This window comes from Octadecabacter dasysiphoniae (assembly GCF_021532615.1).
Classification (GTDB): domain Bacteria; phylum Pseudomonadota; class Alphaproteobacteria; order Rhodobacterales; family Rhodobacteraceae; genus Octadecabacter; species Octadecabacter dasysiphoniae.
In genome coordinates this window covers 834120-849215 of record NZ_JAKGAQ010000002.1, presented here as the reverse complement: position 1 = coordinate 849215, position 15096 = coordinate 834120, and the positions used below count along the sequence as shown (strand labels likewise).

Annotated in this window: 19 protein-coding genes; 12 read left to right on the top strand and 7 right to left on the bottom strand. The window is 53.4% G+C overall.

Going from position 1 to position 15096, the window contains the following annotated elements:
- The first annotated feature begins 5 nt into the window (after window positions 1–5).
- The 3 genes from flaF to L0664_RS11115 are packed head-to-tail and all read left to right on the top strand — an operon-like array spanning window position 6 to window position 1578.
- Window positions 6–380, top strand: a complete 375-nt coding sequence (gene flaF / locus L0664_RS11125; protein WP_235225920.1) for a flagellar biosynthesis regulator FlaF — start codon at window positions 6–8, stop codon at window positions 378–380.
- Window positions 380–790, top strand: a complete 411-nt coding sequence (gene flbT, locus L0664_RS11120; protein WP_235225919.1) for a flagellar biosynthesis repressor FlbT — start codon at window positions 380–382, stop codon at window positions 788–790. Before flaF ends, flbT begins: the two co-directional genes overlap by 1 nt.
- A complete protein-coding gene (locus L0664_RS11115; protein ID WP_235225918.1) occupies window positions 787–1578 on the top strand; it encodes a DUF1217 domain-containing protein in 792 nt (263 codons plus the stop codon). The genes flbT and L0664_RS11115 overlap by 4 nt, the downstream gene beginning before the upstream one ends.
- Window positions 1579–1597: 19 nt before the next feature.
- On the opposite strand, the gene L0664_RS11110 is transcribed toward L0664_RS11115, so the two are convergent.
- The gene (locus L0664_RS11110; protein WP_235225917.1) at window positions 1598–2905 is read right to left on the bottom strand and encodes a FliI/YscN family ATPase; all 1308 of its coding nucleotides are present in this window, start codon (window positions 2903–2905) and stop codon (window positions 1598–1600) included.
- 81 nt (window positions 2906–2986) lie between these two features.
- Between L0664_RS11110 and L0664_RS11105 the strand changes: the two genes are divergently transcribed.
- From L0664_RS11105 to L0664_RS11065, 9 genes are read left to right on the top strand one after another with little or no spacing between them, the layout of a single operon-like run.
- Complete coding sequence (locus L0664_RS11105) at window positions 2987–3367, top strand: FlgB family protein (RefSeq protein WP_235225916.1); 381 nt, start codon at window positions 2987–2989, stop codon at window positions 3365–3367.
- A gap of 1 nt (window position 3368) precedes the next feature.
- Window positions 3369–3761 (top strand): flagellar basal body rod protein FlgC, encoded by a 393-nt coding sequence (flgC, locus tag L0664_RS11100; RefSeq protein ID WP_235225914.1) that lies wholly within the window; start codon window positions 3369–3371, stop codon window positions 3759–3761.
- A gap of 12 nt (window positions 3762–3773) precedes the next feature.
- A complete protein-coding gene (gene fliE / locus L0664_RS11095) occupies window positions 3774–4061 on the top strand; it encodes a flagellar hook-basal body complex protein FliE (protein ID WP_235225912.1) in 288 nt (95 codons plus the stop codon).
- A 1-nt stretch (window position 4062) separates the two neighbouring features.
- Window positions 4063–4329 (top strand): flagellar biosynthetic protein FliQ, encoded by a 267-nt coding sequence (locus tag L0664_RS11090; protein ID WP_235225911.1) that lies wholly within the window; start codon window positions 4063–4065, stop codon window positions 4327–4329.
- 3 nt (window positions 4330–4332) lie between these two features.
- On the top strand, window positions 4333–5049 hold the full coding sequence (locus L0664_RS11085; RefSeq protein WP_235225910.1) for a flagellar hook-basal body complex protein: 717 nt from the start codon (window positions 4333–4335) through the stop codon (window positions 5047–5049).
- Window positions 5050–5070: 21 nt separating this feature from the next.
- Window positions 5071–5856, top strand: a complete 786-nt coding sequence (flgG, locus tag L0664_RS11080) for a flagellar basal-body rod protein FlgG (RefSeq protein WP_235225909.1) — start codon at window positions 5071–5073, stop codon at window positions 5854–5856.
- A complete protein-coding gene (gene flgA, locus L0664_RS11075) occupies window positions 5853–6269 on the top strand; it encodes a flagellar basal body P-ring formation chaperone FlgA (RefSeq protein ID WP_235225907.1) in 417 nt (138 codons plus the stop codon). Before flgG ends, flgA begins: the two co-directional genes overlap by 4 nt.
- Before the next feature lie 10 nt (window positions 6270–6279).
- Entirely contained in the window at window positions 6280–7014 is a 735-nt protein-coding gene (flgH, locus tag L0664_RS11070; RefSeq protein WP_235225906.1) for a flagellar basal body L-ring protein FlgH, read from the top strand.
- Window positions 7015–7023: 9 nt separating this feature from the next.
- Window positions 7024–7539 carry a flagellar basal body-associated FliL family protein gene (locus tag L0664_RS11065; RefSeq protein WP_235225904.1) on the top strand — a complete coding sequence of 172 codons (516 nt, stop codon included), beginning with the start codon at window positions 7024–7026 and terminating at the stop codon, window positions 7537–7539.
- On the opposite strand, the gene L0664_RS11060 is transcribed toward L0664_RS11065, so the two are convergent.
- From L0664_RS11060 to motA, 6 genes are all read right to left on the bottom strand, one after another.
- A complete protein-coding gene (locus L0664_RS11060; protein ID WP_235225902.1) occupies window positions 7529–7909 on the bottom strand; it encodes a hypothetical protein in 381 nt (126 codons plus the stop codon). The two genes, L0664_RS11065 and L0664_RS11060, sit on opposite strands and share 11 nt — an antisense overlap.
- Window positions 7910–8986 (bottom strand): EscU/YscU/HrcU family type III secretion system export apparatus switch protein, encoded by a 1077-nt coding sequence (locus tag L0664_RS11055; protein ID WP_235225900.1) that lies wholly within the window; start codon window positions 8984–8986, stop codon window positions 7910–7912. It lies immediately after the preceding gene.
- Window positions 8983–9756, bottom strand: coding sequence for a flagellar biosynthetic protein FliR (locus tag L0664_RS11050; RefSeq protein ID WP_235225898.1), 774 nt, complete (start codon window positions 9754–9756; stop codon window positions 8983–8985). Before L0664_RS11050 ends, L0664_RS11055 begins: the two co-directional genes overlap by 4 nt.
- The gene (flhA, locus tag L0664_RS11045; protein ID WP_418888029.1) at window positions 9753–11783 is read right to left on the bottom strand and encodes a flagellar biosynthesis protein FlhA; all 2031 of its coding nucleotides are present in this window, start codon (window positions 11781–11783) and stop codon (window positions 9753–9755) included. Before flhA ends, L0664_RS11050 begins: the two co-directional genes overlap by 4 nt.
- Before the next feature lie 223 nt (window positions 11784–12006).
- Window positions 12007–14184 carry a tetratricopeptide repeat protein gene (locus tag L0664_RS11040; protein WP_235225894.1) on the bottom strand — a complete coding sequence of 726 codons (2178 nt, stop codon included), beginning with the start codon at window positions 14182–14184 and terminating at the stop codon, window positions 12007–12009.
- A complete protein-coding gene (motA, locus tag L0664_RS11035) occupies window positions 14181–15050 on the bottom strand; it encodes a flagellar motor stator protein MotA (RefSeq protein WP_235225893.1) in 870 nt (289 codons plus the stop codon). The genes L0664_RS11040 and motA overlap by 4 nt, the downstream gene beginning before the upstream one ends.
- Window positions 15051–15096 lie beyond the last annotated feature (46 nt).

The window sequence follows — 15096 nt, the reverse complement described above, 5'->3', positions numbered from 1 at the left end:
CCGACGTGAATATTATAGATCTTGCTCATCAGGCATACGCGCCGAAGACATCCGCCCTTCGGTCAGAGCGCTCAACAGAACATCAGTTGTTCAGCGAAATCACCGCACAATTACGCAATACTGCAAGCCGACTTCCGGCAGCATTTCCGAAGTTTGCCGAGGCCGTCCACGCAAACCGCGCCGTTTGGACGCATCTGGCGACACAAGTTGCAGACGGAGACAACGCACTTTCCGACGACCTCCGGGCCCGCATCTTTTATTTGGCAGAGTTCACAGCTTTTCATTCCCGAAAGGTATTAAAAGGCGAAGCAGATATTACGCCCCTGATCGACATCAACACAGCGATGATGCGTGGATTGAACCCGAAGGAGGAAATCTAATGTCAGGTCTCGTACTTAAACTTGGTCCTAAGGAACGGGTTCTTGTAAACGGTGCTGTCATCGAAAATGGCGACCGCCGTTCCAGATTGTCCATCCTAACACCAAACGCCAACATCCTACGGCTAAGAGATGCCATTCGTCCCGACGAAGTGAATACACCAGTCCGTCGCGTTTGCTATATTGCTCAGCTCATCTTATCTGGCGATGCGGAACTCCAAGAAGGGAAAATGCAGCTCTTGCGGGGGGTCGAACAGCTTAGCCAAGTGCTTACAGATGACGACAGTCGGCAACTCCTTGAAGATGCAACTGACGCTTTTGTTGAGGGCGAAATCTATCGTGGCTTGAAACGATTGCGTAGTTTATTGCCACGTGAAGAACGTCTTTTGGCGGCCCAGCCGCGTTTGTCATGACATTTCAACCCATCGTTCCACTATCCGGTTATGCGGGCTGGCTGTTTCTTGATCGAACAATTGATTCTCAAAAAGCCGCCTTCAGCGAAAGCGCAACCGTTGTCCGGGCAACCGACAACTTTCGAGACAACATAGGAGACATCAAAACCGCAGAGGATCTGGTGGCGAACCGCGAACTTTTATCGGTCGCATTAGGGGCTTTCGGTTTAGATGACGACATCGATAACAAGTTTTTCATCCGGAAAATTCTTGAAGAGGGAACTGTTGATTCCGAAGCCCTCGCCAACAGGCTGTCGGACAGTCGTTATTCCGACCTAAGTGAGGCGTTTGGTTTTGGCGCTGAAGAAATCACACGCACAGGTTTTTCCTTTTTTACGGATGAGATCATCGACCGATACGAGGCCCAACAATTTCAGCAGGCCGTCGGTGAGCAAAACAATGAAATGCGACTCGCGCTGAACCTTGAACCAGCCCTGGATGACGTTATTGCAGGAAATGGCACCAACACCGGCCAATGGTTTGCCATGATGGGAAATGCACCGCTTCGGGAGATGTTTCAGACTGCGCTTGGTTTTTCATCCAGCTTCGCCGCGATCGATTTGGACCAACAGTTAGAACAGTTTCAGCAGCGCGCCCAAGCAACATTTGGAACAGATCAACTGGCAGATCTTTCGACTCCTGAAAACCAAGAAAAGATGATTCGGTTATATATGCTGAGGTCAGAGTCGAATGCCGCGCTCAACAGCTCCTCGGCATCAATCGCCTTGAGCTTACTTCAACAAATTTGACGTAAGGACACAGCGTCTACTAGGTTTGCAGGGCTTTTTGCAGCAAATGAAACGCGCCTGCGACGCCATGTGTGCCCTCCGCTGAAATAAATGCATCTAACGCATCGTGCGCCGCAATCGCCTCATCGATTTTCGAGTCTGATCCAGTGGAATACAGCCCTGCTTGGATCATCAATTCGGACTGTGCATAGGTTCCCAAGAGCCGCCGCGCATGCTGGATCAATGCATTTTCAGCCTTATTTGCGGCCTCCGGCAACGATCGCGACACAGATCGCGTCACATCAATCGCGGGATACCGTCCGCGTTCTGCGATATTGCGATCTAATACAACGTGCCCATCCAGAACACCGCGTAGCATATCTGCGACGGGTTCTTCCATGTCCGAACCAGCGACCAGAACCGTGTAAATTGCAGTAATGTCACCGGAGTTTTCAGTACCAGGACCGGCACGTTCACATAGGCCAGCTATGGCTGCCGGAGTTGATGCCGGATGCCCACGCAGATTTGCGGTTTCGCCCGCAGCGACTGCGACTTCGCGGTGCGCTTCCGCAAACCGTGTCACGCTATCGATGAGCAATAAGACGTGCAGGCCTTGATCGCGAAAATACTCGGCGACAGCTGTTGCTGCTTGCGGGCATCGACGACGCACTTGTGCCGGGCGATCTGATGTCGCGGCAACGATTATGCTTCGCGCCATTCCGTCTGGCCCCAAAGACTTTTCAACGAATTCTCGCAGTTCGCGACCACGTTCCCCCACTAGGCCGATAACAATCACGTCCGCTTCAACCTTTTTTGCAAGCGACGAGAGAAGTGTAGATTTGCCAACGCCAGACCCGGCAAAAAGGCCGATTCTCTGCCCTCTCACTATGGGTAGGATCGTATCAAAAACCGCGAATCCGGTGGATAGGCGCGGGCCAAGTTCGCGACGCTCACTGGCCGGTGGTGGCGCGGCCGACACGGGTTGGGCCCGAGTTCCCGGCAACAGGGGGCGGCCATCCAATGGCTTACCGTGAGGATCAATGACGCGACCGATCCAACTGGCATGGGGCGCAAATTTCGTGCGCGGCAGCAGTACTACGTTCGATCCAAGACCGAGGCCTTCGGTCGTTCCGTCAATCAATGCTTCGATGGATGCACCAGAAGTACGCACAATTTCGCCCCCAGCCGTACCGCCAATCACCCGGACCTCATCGCCAACGCAGGCAGCGTCGGACAAACCTGCGATTGATACGATCCCACCGGCGATCTGCGTAATCCGCCCAACAGGGCGTGCCAACGCAACGCCCGAGATTGCGCTGCTCATCTGATCAAAAATATCGTCGGTCATGGGGCCTCACTCATCTGGCGACAACTAATTCTTAGGGAATCATCCTTAAGGCTTAATGAAACCAGCGAGGGAGAAGCCCCGATGTTCAAAAATCTCGAAGTCTTCCAGACTTCTTTTGCGATGGCGCGACACGCCGGTGCGCGACAGGCCGTAACAGCAGCCAACATGGCAAACGCTGACACGCCCGGATACCGCGCCCGTGCGATGGACTCCTTCCGTGACACCTATACCGCCGCGACATCCGAAATACGCACAACACGCAGCGGGCATTTGGAATCAGGCGGGATAACCACACCTCCTGAAGCCCATTTTTCGGATGCGGAAGCGTCGCCCAATGGCAATTCAGTTTCACTAGAGCAAGAGATGGTTAATTCCATTGAAATCCAGCGCGAACATTCACGCGCATTGGCCATCTACAAACATTCGCTGGACGTCCTGCGGATGAGTATTGGGCGGAGATAAAATGGCAGACTTTTCAGATGCAATGAACATCACTGCAAGCGGAATGCGCGCGCAAGCTGCGCGGCTACGCCACGTGGCCGAAAATATCGCGAACACGGACACGCCTGGATATCAACGCAAAACAATTTCGTTTTCTTCCGTCATGGAAGCGGGGCAAGAGACGGGTTTGGTGGAAACAGGGCGAGTCAGACTTGATCGCACACCACTTGATCAAATCTATGATCCCGCCCACCCGTTGGCAGATGCGAACGGCAATTATGACGGATCAAACGTCAACCTCCTCGTAGAAATCGCCGACTCTCGTGAGGCGCAGCGCAGCTATGAGGCCAACCTAAAATTATTCGATCAAGTTCGTCAGATGTCGACGTCCTTGATGGATTTATTGCGCAGATAAGGAGAACCCTAATTGAATATTACATCAAATCTGGTCGCAAAGGCCTATGAGGCAAACCGCCCCGCGACAGCACCGAACCCGACCGCCGAAGCCGGAAATTTATTTGGCGAGGCCGCAGCGGGTTTTATTGAAACTCTCAAACAAAGTGAACAAACGGCGATGTCCGCGATGTCGGGTGGGGCTGATCCCCATGCTTTGGTTCAAGCGCTGGCACAAACAGAACTCGCCGTGGAAACGGCGATTACGGTTCGCGACAAAGTCGTAGAAGCCTATCAGGAAATCCTTCGGATGCCTGTCTAAAATGGATGACACGCTTTTCTATGACACTCTGCGGCAGGGGCTTTGGGTAGCGACACTGGTGTCGATGCCGATCCTGTCGGTGGCATTGATTGCAGGTCTTGTTGTCGGGCTGTTTCAGGCCCTGACATCCATTCAGGAAATGACGCTGACATTTGTGCCCAAACTGGCCGCAATCGTCGGTGTGTTCTGGATCACCATGGGGTTCATGACGGAAACTCTGGTGTCTTATTTTCAAAACACCCTCATCCCGATTATCGCCGGAGGATAGACCATGGAAAACGCAACCTACACGGCGCTCACGCGACAATCTGGTTTGATGAAAGAAATGCGCGTTGTGGCCAATAATCTGGCCAATATGTCGACGACCGGATTTCGGACAGAAGGGGTCATCTTTGCCGAACATGTCCGGGCTCTGGGTCCGAACGATCCGTCTTTATCCATGGCGACAGCTTCGGCCCGTGACACTGTCTTGTTGCAGGGAACTTTGACCCAGACAGGCGGGGCATTTGACCTTGCGATTGAAGGCGATGGTTTCTTTCTAGTCGAAACACCCGCTGGCGAAAGACTGACACGTGCTGGTGCGTTTACCCCCAATCAAGACGGGGATCTTGTGACACCGGAAGGCTACCGCGTTTTGGACGCAGGCGGCGCGCCGGTTTTCATACCCCAAGGTGCGGGACCAGTTGGGATTGCCCCGGACGGAACAGTGAGTGCTGGCGGGCAACCGGTTGGACAGGTCGGGCTTGTTAACCCGATTAATCCGCAAGGGATGATCCGCGAAGACGGTGTTAGATTTCGTGCTGATGATGGATTTGAACCCAGCCTTCAAGGGCGGATGCTTCAGGGGTTCATCGAAGAATCCAATGTTGATCCTGTCTTGCAGGTGACACGCATGATCGAAGTCCAGCGGTCCTACGAACTCGGCCAAAGCTTTCTCGACAAAGAAGACGAACGTATTCGCAGCGCCATTCGCGCGCTCGGTAAATAATCCAATCAAGGAGCCCACACGATGCGCGCCCTACGAATTGCAGCTGCCGGCATGGCCGCCCAACAAACCCGGGTTGAGGTCATTTCAAACAACCTCGCAAACATGAGCACAACGGGGTATAATACCCGTCGCGCGGAATTCGCCGACCTGCATTATCAACAACTTAGCCGTCCTGGAACCATCAATGCGTCCGACGGTACTGTGCTTCCGACAGGTGTACAGCTCGGGCTTGGCGTTCGCCCAACGTCGGTATCGATGATGTTGTCTCAGGGGTCTTTGGCTGCAACCGGTGGAGATCTGGACCTCGGAATTGAGGGCAACGGGTACCTCGAAGTAACACTGCCTGACGGGCGTGCTGCATACACCCGTGACGGGGGACTAAAGAGAACGGGCGATGGATTGATCGTCACATCAGACGGCTATCCGGTTGTGCCTGACATCACGATTCCACGCGACGCGCGTTCAATTTCAATCAATGCCGAGGGTGAGGTTTACGCCTACTTCATCGATCAGGTGGAACCCCAACTTTTGGGCCAGTTCACCTTGTCCGGGTTCACCAACCCCAAGGGCCTTGAGGCCATCGGATCTAACCTATTTTTGGAAACACCGGCGTCGGGCCCGTCTGCGGTTGCAACACCAGGCCAGGACGGGTTGGGCGTGCTGCGACAGGGATATCTTGAAGATAGTTCAGTCGACCCCGTTCAAGAAATAACCGACCTGATCAAGGCCCAGCGCGGATATGAATTGAACTCGAAAGTCATTTCGGCCGCTGACCAGATGTTGGGATCAATGGTGCAAATCCGATGATCCGTCTTGGCATCATTCTGAGCCTTCTTACGGGGCCAGTCATGGCGGATGCGCTGGTTGCGGCGCGTACAATTCCGGCTCGCTCGATTATCGGGCCAGACGATATTTTGCTGCGCGATGTTGATTTTATGGGTGCTATGGAAGACCCCAGTATGGTCATCGGGCAAGAAACCCGCGTCGCGCTTTATGCGGGCCGACCCGTTCGGCAAGGCGATATCGGACCGCCATCGGTGATTGAACGAAATCAGATTGTTGCACTGGTTTATAGCCGTGGTGGGATCATCATTTCGACCGAGGGGCGCGCCCTTGATCGTGCCGGACCCGGAGATTTCATCCGCGTCATGAACCTCACATCACGCGCGACTGTCACCGCGCGCGTTGACGCCAACGGCACCGCTTTTGTCGCCCAATAGGAGCTACCATATGCGCATTACGACATTTCTGTTTCTCTCTGCCCTTGTTGGCATCACAGCATGTAGTCGCCTGAAGGCAGTCGGCGCCCCACCAGAATTTTCGCCACCTCAAGCGTCTCCTGAAGCTGCGGCGATGTTGACATACGGGATCGCGAGCGATTTTGACGCAACCGCAACACGTTCAGGAACGCCATCGCTTTGGACAGGAGAACGTGGATCATTGTTGGGCGACAGCCGCGCTGTGCAGCGTGGCGATATCTTGACCGTCGTGATCGAAATCGATGACAGCGCTTCTATTTCAAACTCCACAGATCGATCCCGCAGTGGGTCCGAAAACATGTCTGTTCCTAACCTTTTTGGTATTCCCCAGCGCGTTGATGAATCCTTACCAGAGGGCGCATCCCTCAGCGCGGCGGTTGATCTCAATTCATCCAGTAGCTTTGGCGGGGACGGATCAGTGCGACGCAACGAACAACTCGAACTGCGGATTGCCGCGACGGTTGTGGGTGTGATGCCAAACGGGGTCTTGTCGATCGAAGGCACGCAAGAAGTCCGTGTGAATTTCGAGATGCGGGAGCTGTTGGTTTCTGGTTTCGTTCGTCCTGCCGACATCAGCCGCCAGAACGAAATCACGTATGACAAATTGGCCTCAGCGCGAATTTCTTATGGCGGACGCGGACAAATCACCGACATGCAGCAACCCCGTATCGGCCAGCAAGTCGCCGATATTATCCTTCCGTTTTAGGAATTAGACATGAAAAAAATAGTCTTGCCTCTCATTCTGCTTTTGATCGGTGTCGGTGGTGGCGTGGGTGCCGGGCTGATGCTAACGGCGGCACCCGAAGAAGAAACTATGGCAGAAAATCCGTGTGGGGATGGGCATGCCGTCGCCGATGCCATGGATAAAGATGATCAAAACGTGCAGCCCGTTTCGTTAGACGAACGTGAATACGCACGCATGAACAACCAGTTTGTTGTACCTGTCGTCATGAACGAGCGGGTGGCCGCATTGATTGTAATGTCTCTCAGCATCGAAGTTGAGGTGGGCGGACAAGAGGCCGTTTTCACCCATGAACCGCGGCTGCGCGACGCTTTTTTGCAAGTTATGTTTGATCACGCAAATATGGGTGGTTTCAACGGCGCGTTCACAAGTTCATCAAATATGCGGTTGCTGCGCGAAGCACTGAAAGACGCAGCAAATCGTACAATGCGTGGGCATATTACTGATGTTCTCATTATCGATATTGTCCGTCAGGACGTCACCAACTAGATCGGCGTTCTTGCGTTTGTCTTACGCCAATACTCACGCGCTTTTGCACCTGTTTTGCGGCTTCCCGTTTGGACAGTGCTTTGGTCAAACCATCCTTAGCCATTTCACGATCCCGTAGCGCGAGGGCCAGCTCTTGGTTGATCAGAACCTTTCGGTCATGCACCCAACGTTCCCAAAGCAAATCGGCGCCAACCAATGTTGCTGCGGTGATATCTTCGGATGGCAATGTTTGGGGCCGCTCTAGGGCATCCAGCTGCGCACGAAGATCGCGGATGCGTGCCAATATCTTTGCCATCTTCAACTGATCGGCCTGATAGGCCATCTCGAGCAGTGGTAGCAATCGTTCCATATCCCCCGAAGACTGAGCCATCTAGCGCGCCGCCTTGCGAATTTTGTCAGCGAACCTGATAGCGGCAGCCACGGCTTTGTAGTGATCTTTTGGAATCTGCTCACCTATTTCGACCGTCGCAAACAATGCGCGTGCTGTCGGTGGATCAGAATGGATCGGCACTGCATTTTCCTGCGCAATTTCGCGGATTTGCGCGGCGACCAGATCAACGCCCTTTGCAACACATTCAGGGGCAGCCCCACCCAATCGATCCCATTTCAGAGCAACCGCATAATGTGTTGGGTTAACGACGATGACATCTGCGTCCGGAACACTTCCCATCATCTGGTTCATCGCAATCGCAACACCCTTTTGGCGTCGCTGTTGTTTCATTGCAGGGTCGCCCTCAGAATTCTTGTTTTCGTCGACCATTTCCTTGCGGGACATTCGATTCTTACGAAGGTGTTCTGCGCGTTGCCACGTGTAATCCACAACGCCGAGAGCAAGCGCGATCACCAAAACAATCGACATCAACGACAGGCATAACTGCAAAAGCGTAGCAATCACTTGCCCTGGTGAAAGAGCCATAGCGCTCATGATGTCTGGTAGTCGGCCTGCAAGGAACAAAAACAGGACCGTGCTGTAGAGAACCAATTTCGCAAAGCTTTTCCCAAATTCGAACAACCCGTTGCGTCCAAATTTGTTCTTCGCCTGCGATATCGGCGAAATCCGCGACAATTTCGGTTCGAGCTTTGATGGCGCAAACAAAAACCCACGCTGTGCGATGATCGAAAGGATGACCAACACAGCCGGAATACCGAACCAGGGGGCCAAGCCAACACCAAGGTTCCACATCACGCCGGCCATCATAGGTGCGCCACTTGATGCGAAAACCGCATCAGACAGACTATCAGACTTGCTTAGAAGCCCAGCCAGATCAGAACCTACTTTGATCAAAGATGTTGCGCCAATGGAAAGACCGGCGATCAGAATTCCGGCATAGGCCGCAGAAGTATTCAGGTCGATGGAGCGTGGAAAATCGCCTTTTTTACGGGCCTCATCCAGTTTGTGTTGAGAGGCCTCATATTGCTTATCGTCGTCATTGGACTCATCACTCATCTTGGGCCCCGGAATGGGTCCATCATGAACAGTCCCATTGCTTCAACCCACAAAGACAGCATAAGCGGGGCCGCCAACATTAAGATTACCAGCCCGCCCGCGGTGATGGCGGGTGCACCGACGAAAGCCACCATAAGCTGCGGCATGGCCTTATTTATAACGCCAAGTGTGATATTATAGATCAACGACGCAATCACAAAAGGTGCGGCCAACGTAAAACCGAGCGCGAATGCACGGGAGATTTCGGCAATTCCTGCACGTGTCAGAACTTCGGACGGGATGACTTCACCCATGGGCACCAACGTGTAGCTGTTTATCATGAATTCAGCGACTTGGACGTGCAGCCCCATCAGCGTTGCAAGAGCAAGGCCGCCAACAACTAAGACATGTCCCATTGCTGGCAGCGGATCCATACCTGCGCCACCAAACAACTGCGAAAGAGATGTCGATTGCGCCGCAATCGATCCTGCGACCTGAAGGGCAAGAATAAACAACCGCACCATCAGCCCCATGAATAGCCCGGTCAAAGTTTCCGCGAGGATCAAACCGACCACAGCGGGTGCGGTTGCTTGGATCGGGGCAACGGGCGCGGCTGGGGTCACTATAAAGGTAAACGCGACCGCGATGCCGAGCTTTACACGGGTTGGAACAGTTTGTTCTCCGAAAGCAGGGACGAGCGAAACGATCGCGCCGACACGAATAAAGACGACAAATGCTTGCCACAAAACCTCTTGGCTGATCGATGACAAAGCTGCGAGATCTTCAATCATGCGGGCACAAGTCCCACCAAAGACGGTTTTGCATCCACACCTATTTCATCAAAGGACAAAACGGGGTTGGGTAGGCCTTTTGCGGTCATCACTGTGCGTAAAAATCTACGCCGCTTCATCGAGGTCACGATTGCGGGGTACGCCCCTGCCTCACCGGCCGCAGCGATTTTTTCAGATATTGCGTTAGCCAGACGATTAAACTCGCCCGGTGGTAAGGCCACATCGCCCAGTCCACGTTCAGACGCGATCTGATAGGTCGCAAATGTGTCTTCCCATTCCGGCGCAAGTTGTACGAGCGGGATCGTTCCGTCAGGCCGACGCATCTGTGCGACCAACTGAAACCCCAGTCTTTGGCGCACATGCTCTGAAACACCTTCGACCGATGGATACAATTGACGCCCCTCAGCCGTTGCTTCGATAATCAACGACAAGTTCCGAATGGACACCCGTTCCTCGAGCAAAAGACGAAGGACTGATAACAACATATCCATCGGCACCTTATCGGGCACCAGTTCATCAAGCATTTTTCGATTTGCGTCTGATTTGGCAGAGTCCGTCAGGCTGCACATTTCGTCCATTAACCGGCGAAGTGCTTTGGACGTCATGAGGCGGGCAAAGTTCTTTTTGATCACTTCCAATAGATGCGTCGCGAGAACCTCTGTCGGATGGACCGTTGTGAGTCCGTCCAATGACGCAGTTTCCTGATCATCTGGATGAATCCAACGTGCAGGCGCACCATAAACGGGTTCCTTCACGTCCGTACCAGCCGGAGCAGGTGTTTCTGGCCCGGAAAGAAGCGCAAGAACGCGGCCCGGCTGCAACCGATCCCGCACTTGTTCTACCCCGTGCACCAAGACTCGGTAATGGCCATCCGGAAGGGTAACGTTATCCGTCAGCCGAATTTCTGGCAGCAACAAGCCAAATTCAGTCGCAACGTGATTGCGCATGTTGCCAATACGAACATCAAGGCCGACCCCGGGGTCTAAAACCATATCCACCAGATCAGGCGCGAATTCGACATGGATGTCGTCAAGATCAAGCAGATCACCCAGACTTTCGCGCGCCGGAACAGTGTCTGGCAAAGCCTCTGATTTGGCGGTTTCCTCGGCCTTGCGTTCAGCCGATTTCATTCCGAACCAAGCCGCAGCACCCAAAGCAGCTGCGCCCGCAATGAAGGGCAGAAATGGCAATCCGGGCACCAATGCGAACAAAAACATAAGAACGGCGACGGTGGCCAAAGCTGCTGGATAACCGCCGAGCTGGGCCGCCAGCGCCAGATCTGTCGCTCCTTTTGCACCACCGCGCGCAAGTAAGAGGGCTGCCGCAATCGAAATAATGACGGACGGGATCTGGTTCACCAAGCCATCACCCACTGTCAGGATCGCGTAGGTTTCAAACGCAATTCCAAGCGGCATGCCATGAACGGCTGCGCCCATAATCAAGCCCATCACAAGGTTCAGAACCGTGATCAACAGGCCGGCAACAGCGTCGCCTTTGACGAACTTGGATGCACCATCCAGAGATCCAAAAAAGGTCGTTTCAGCCTGTTCGATTTCACGCCGGCGCTTGGCTTCTTGGTGATCAATTGCCCCCGCGCTCATGTCACTGTCAATGGCAAGCTGCTTGCCAGGCATTCCATCAAGCGCAAACCGCGCGCCCACCTCGGCCATGCGCGTCGCACCTTTATTAATGACCATGAAGTTCACGATCAACAGCACGCCAAATACGACAAGGCCGAGGAAAACGCTGCCCCCCATCACGAAATTCGCAAACCCTTCGATTACATCGCCTGCCGCGCCAGTTCCCGTATGTCCTTGCCCGATAATGAGCTTTGTTGACGATATGTTGAGCGACAGGCGTAGCATGAGAGACGCCAGGAGAATGGTTGGAAATGCGGAAAAATCGAGTGGCCGTTCGATGAACAACGTTACAGTGAAAATTAAGATCGCGAGCCCAAACGACGCCGCGAGGCCGACGTCAAGGACCCAAGACGGCATCGGCAAGATCATCATCACAATGATCGCCATCAGCGCAAGGGCCAACATAATCGTCGGTTGGAAAATACTGCGTAACGACAACGATCCCATCAACGCACCGATGTTCGTTTGGTTGGGTTCGAATTCACACCCGTTACGCGTCTAGGCGCAGTGGGGTTTCGTGTTAGCATGAGTATCATTCAAGGCCTGCGCTTTCTGCTGCTGGTTAACAACGGTTAGCGTCAGACTCTTTCGAATTGGTAACCAAGACTCATCAATCTTGCGAAGACACGCCATCAAACCGTTGTAAGAGCCCCTCAACCGCGCGGCGGCTTTCTTGTGATTGGGCCAAAATTGCTCGTCGGTCTTCAAGTGTCTCAGCAGGAGCGGTTACACTTGGCGCCAGCACTGCTTCTGCAAATCCCGATAAAATTTCGTCTTCTTCAAGTGTAAGTCTTTCCCAAGCTCCGGCGCGAAATTGCAATGTTTCCTGGCCGGGTTTCGCCGACATCGGATCTACCGCTTCCAAAGCAGCGCGATGTTCTCCAAGGCCAGCATATACACGGGCGCGCAATGCACGGGCGCGAGCATCATTCATGCCCATCAAGCCATCAATTGCAATCGCGTGATTTTCACTTTCTATGCCGGCCTCGGCCCTCAAATAGCGACGCTCTGCGGCGGCTTCCCGTTCAGCCGGCCCGTCCAGCAAGGAAAGCGCGCGCTCAGGAAAACCCGTATCAATCATACGACGTGCCATAGCATTTCTTGTATCCGCAGTGACTGCATCCGGAATCAGACCATATCCAAATTCAAGGAACACTGCGGCTGTCGCAACCCGTGTTAGCTGCGAATAGGCATTGTTGACAACGTTCGTCGCACCATCGTCATCTCGATCCCCGAGTATTGCCAGGGCTTCTGCGTAATCACCGAGCGCGATGAGACCATTTGCTTCGGCAATAGCCAACGCACTTGCGGCCGGAGTTCCTCGAAATTCTTGGCGCATGGCAGCTGCGAGAGCCAGATCAGATCTTTGGGGTGTTTGCCCTTGTTCCAATGCCAGTTCGATCAACCGAATTAGGGACTCGGGAGTGATGCGTGCGTTGTCGTCCGCTTCCTGTGCGAGAACCTCCAACGCGCGTTCAGGATCGTCTACTTCCTCAGCGATCAGTGCGTGGGTCGCCTGAACATCATGCGTGACCTCTGCGTCATGATCTTCGGCGGCGCGCAACAACTTCGCCGCGGCATCAGTATCATTTATGGCTATGAATTTACGGGCCAACCTCGGGGCAAATTGCCCCCTCAATGGCTGCGGTAAGGCGAAAAACTGTTGGAGAATATGATTGCGTTCATCGTTTTCCAATGCGGACGGATCGACGTAGAACGCCCAGAGAGCAGCCGGTGTAGAGCATCCTTTTTGGGCTGCGATAAGCGCGTAGTTTCCAGGATATTGATCAACGATTCCAGCCAGTTCATTCAGAATTTGACGTGATTGACTGAGCGCGGTGTCTGAAGTCAAAACAGCCCTCGCTTCAGCACCGAAGCCAAAGTGAATGTAAAGTCGCGCAAGCGCGTCCTGTGCCTCTCGTGGCTCCTCTCCAAATTCGCCGGCCAAGCCTTCTGCAAGGTCAGCAACCTGAGAGTGAAAAGCGCTATCATCACCCCACGTGCTGACTTCGAACAGATCAGCGGGAAGACATTGTTGCCCAACCGACGATTCGAGCATGTCACCCAAGAGAGCAAATTCACGATCCATAGCGGTTGAAATTCCAACCCCTGGTTGGCCATCCAGTACCGATGCTTCTAAAAAATCCTCCGGCTCTTCATTAATAACGGCCGGCGGTGAGGACGACGCGTTCGGGACATTTTGCATCGCAGGATTCAAGAAACCTTGTGATGCGGCCCTTGCTAGCCCTTCAATCAGAGCCGTTTCTGTCATTTGAGTTTCGCTGGATTGCGGTGAACCTTGTAAGGCTGATGGAATCACGACCGTTTGTGGCGGCGATTCCTCCCTGATCCTCAAGAGATTTGGTAATTGCGTTGGTTTATCAGGCGGCGTCGCGAATTCCGCATTCATGCTCGGCTCGCCCTCGATGACCTCTGGATCAACCCCTTCGATAATATCGACAACCAGTTGACCCGGCTGCCACAAAAAAGAGTCGATGTAACATGCGCAATTCACCTCCAAGAAAAGTGAATCACCATCTCGCTGTGCGACAGCGGCCAGTCTGTTTCTAGGAATTCTGTCAAATACCGTGCTTGTATCAAAGCCATCGGTAGACCCGTCTAGATTCAAGAAATACCCGCCATCTGTTGGTGTTACCTCCCATTGAGAGCCCACACCAATCGCCAAAACCAGTCTTGAAAAACTATCGTGTTCCCCGCTGCGGATAGTGACCGGTTCGGCGAAAGCGGCACCCGAAAACAACCAAATAGGGACCAACCAACGGATCATGCTGCATCCTGCTTGGCTGCTTTGAGGGCTTCTTCAAGGTCAGAAAAACTCGGACGGCAATGGCCGGGGGTATTTTGGCGACCGACTTCAATGCAAATATTAGGCGCGTGTTGATACAGGTTTGCAACTAATACTTCTCTTATGAGTTGGTAGAAGTGCGCATCTTCTTCGACGACGGTTTTGACCTTTCCGGCAAACGGGCCAACCAAACCATAAGCCAAGAAAACGCCCAGGAAGGTACCGACAAGCGCGCCACCAATCATCTTACCCAAGACCTCGGGTGGTTGATCAATCGAGCTCATGGTTTTGATGACACCCAAAACAGCTGCAACAATTCCGAGAGCAGGCAATCCATCCGCGACGGTCTGTAGCGCGTGGGTGCCATGCATACTGTGGTGAAAATTCGCTTCAATGCGCTTTTCCAAAACTTCTTCGACCTGATGCGGGTCATCGTAGTTCATCGATGCGGATCGCAATGTATCACAGATCAAGGCAACAGCCTCTTTGTCTGCCAGAATCTTGGGGTATTTCCCGAAGACAGGGCTGTCAGCAGGTTCTTCGATATGTGTTTCCAACCCGACCGGATTCGCACGGGCAATACGAATTAATTCGAACAGCAGGCACAGCAAATCGCGATAGTCTTCGGCTTTCCATTTGGTGCCCTTAAAGACCTTTCCCATGTCCTTCAGGGTATGTTTGATACCGGCCATATCGTTCGAAATAACGAAAGCGCCAATAGCTGCCCCGCCAATCATGATCATCTCAAATGGAAGGGCCTTCAGGATGAGCCCCATCTTGCCGCCAGCAAGCGTGTAGCCCCCGAAAACCATTACAAAGATTATGACGATACCGACCAAGCCGATCATGATTCTAGCCCCTAGTTGTACACCACTGGTCTTCGCACGTGAGTGG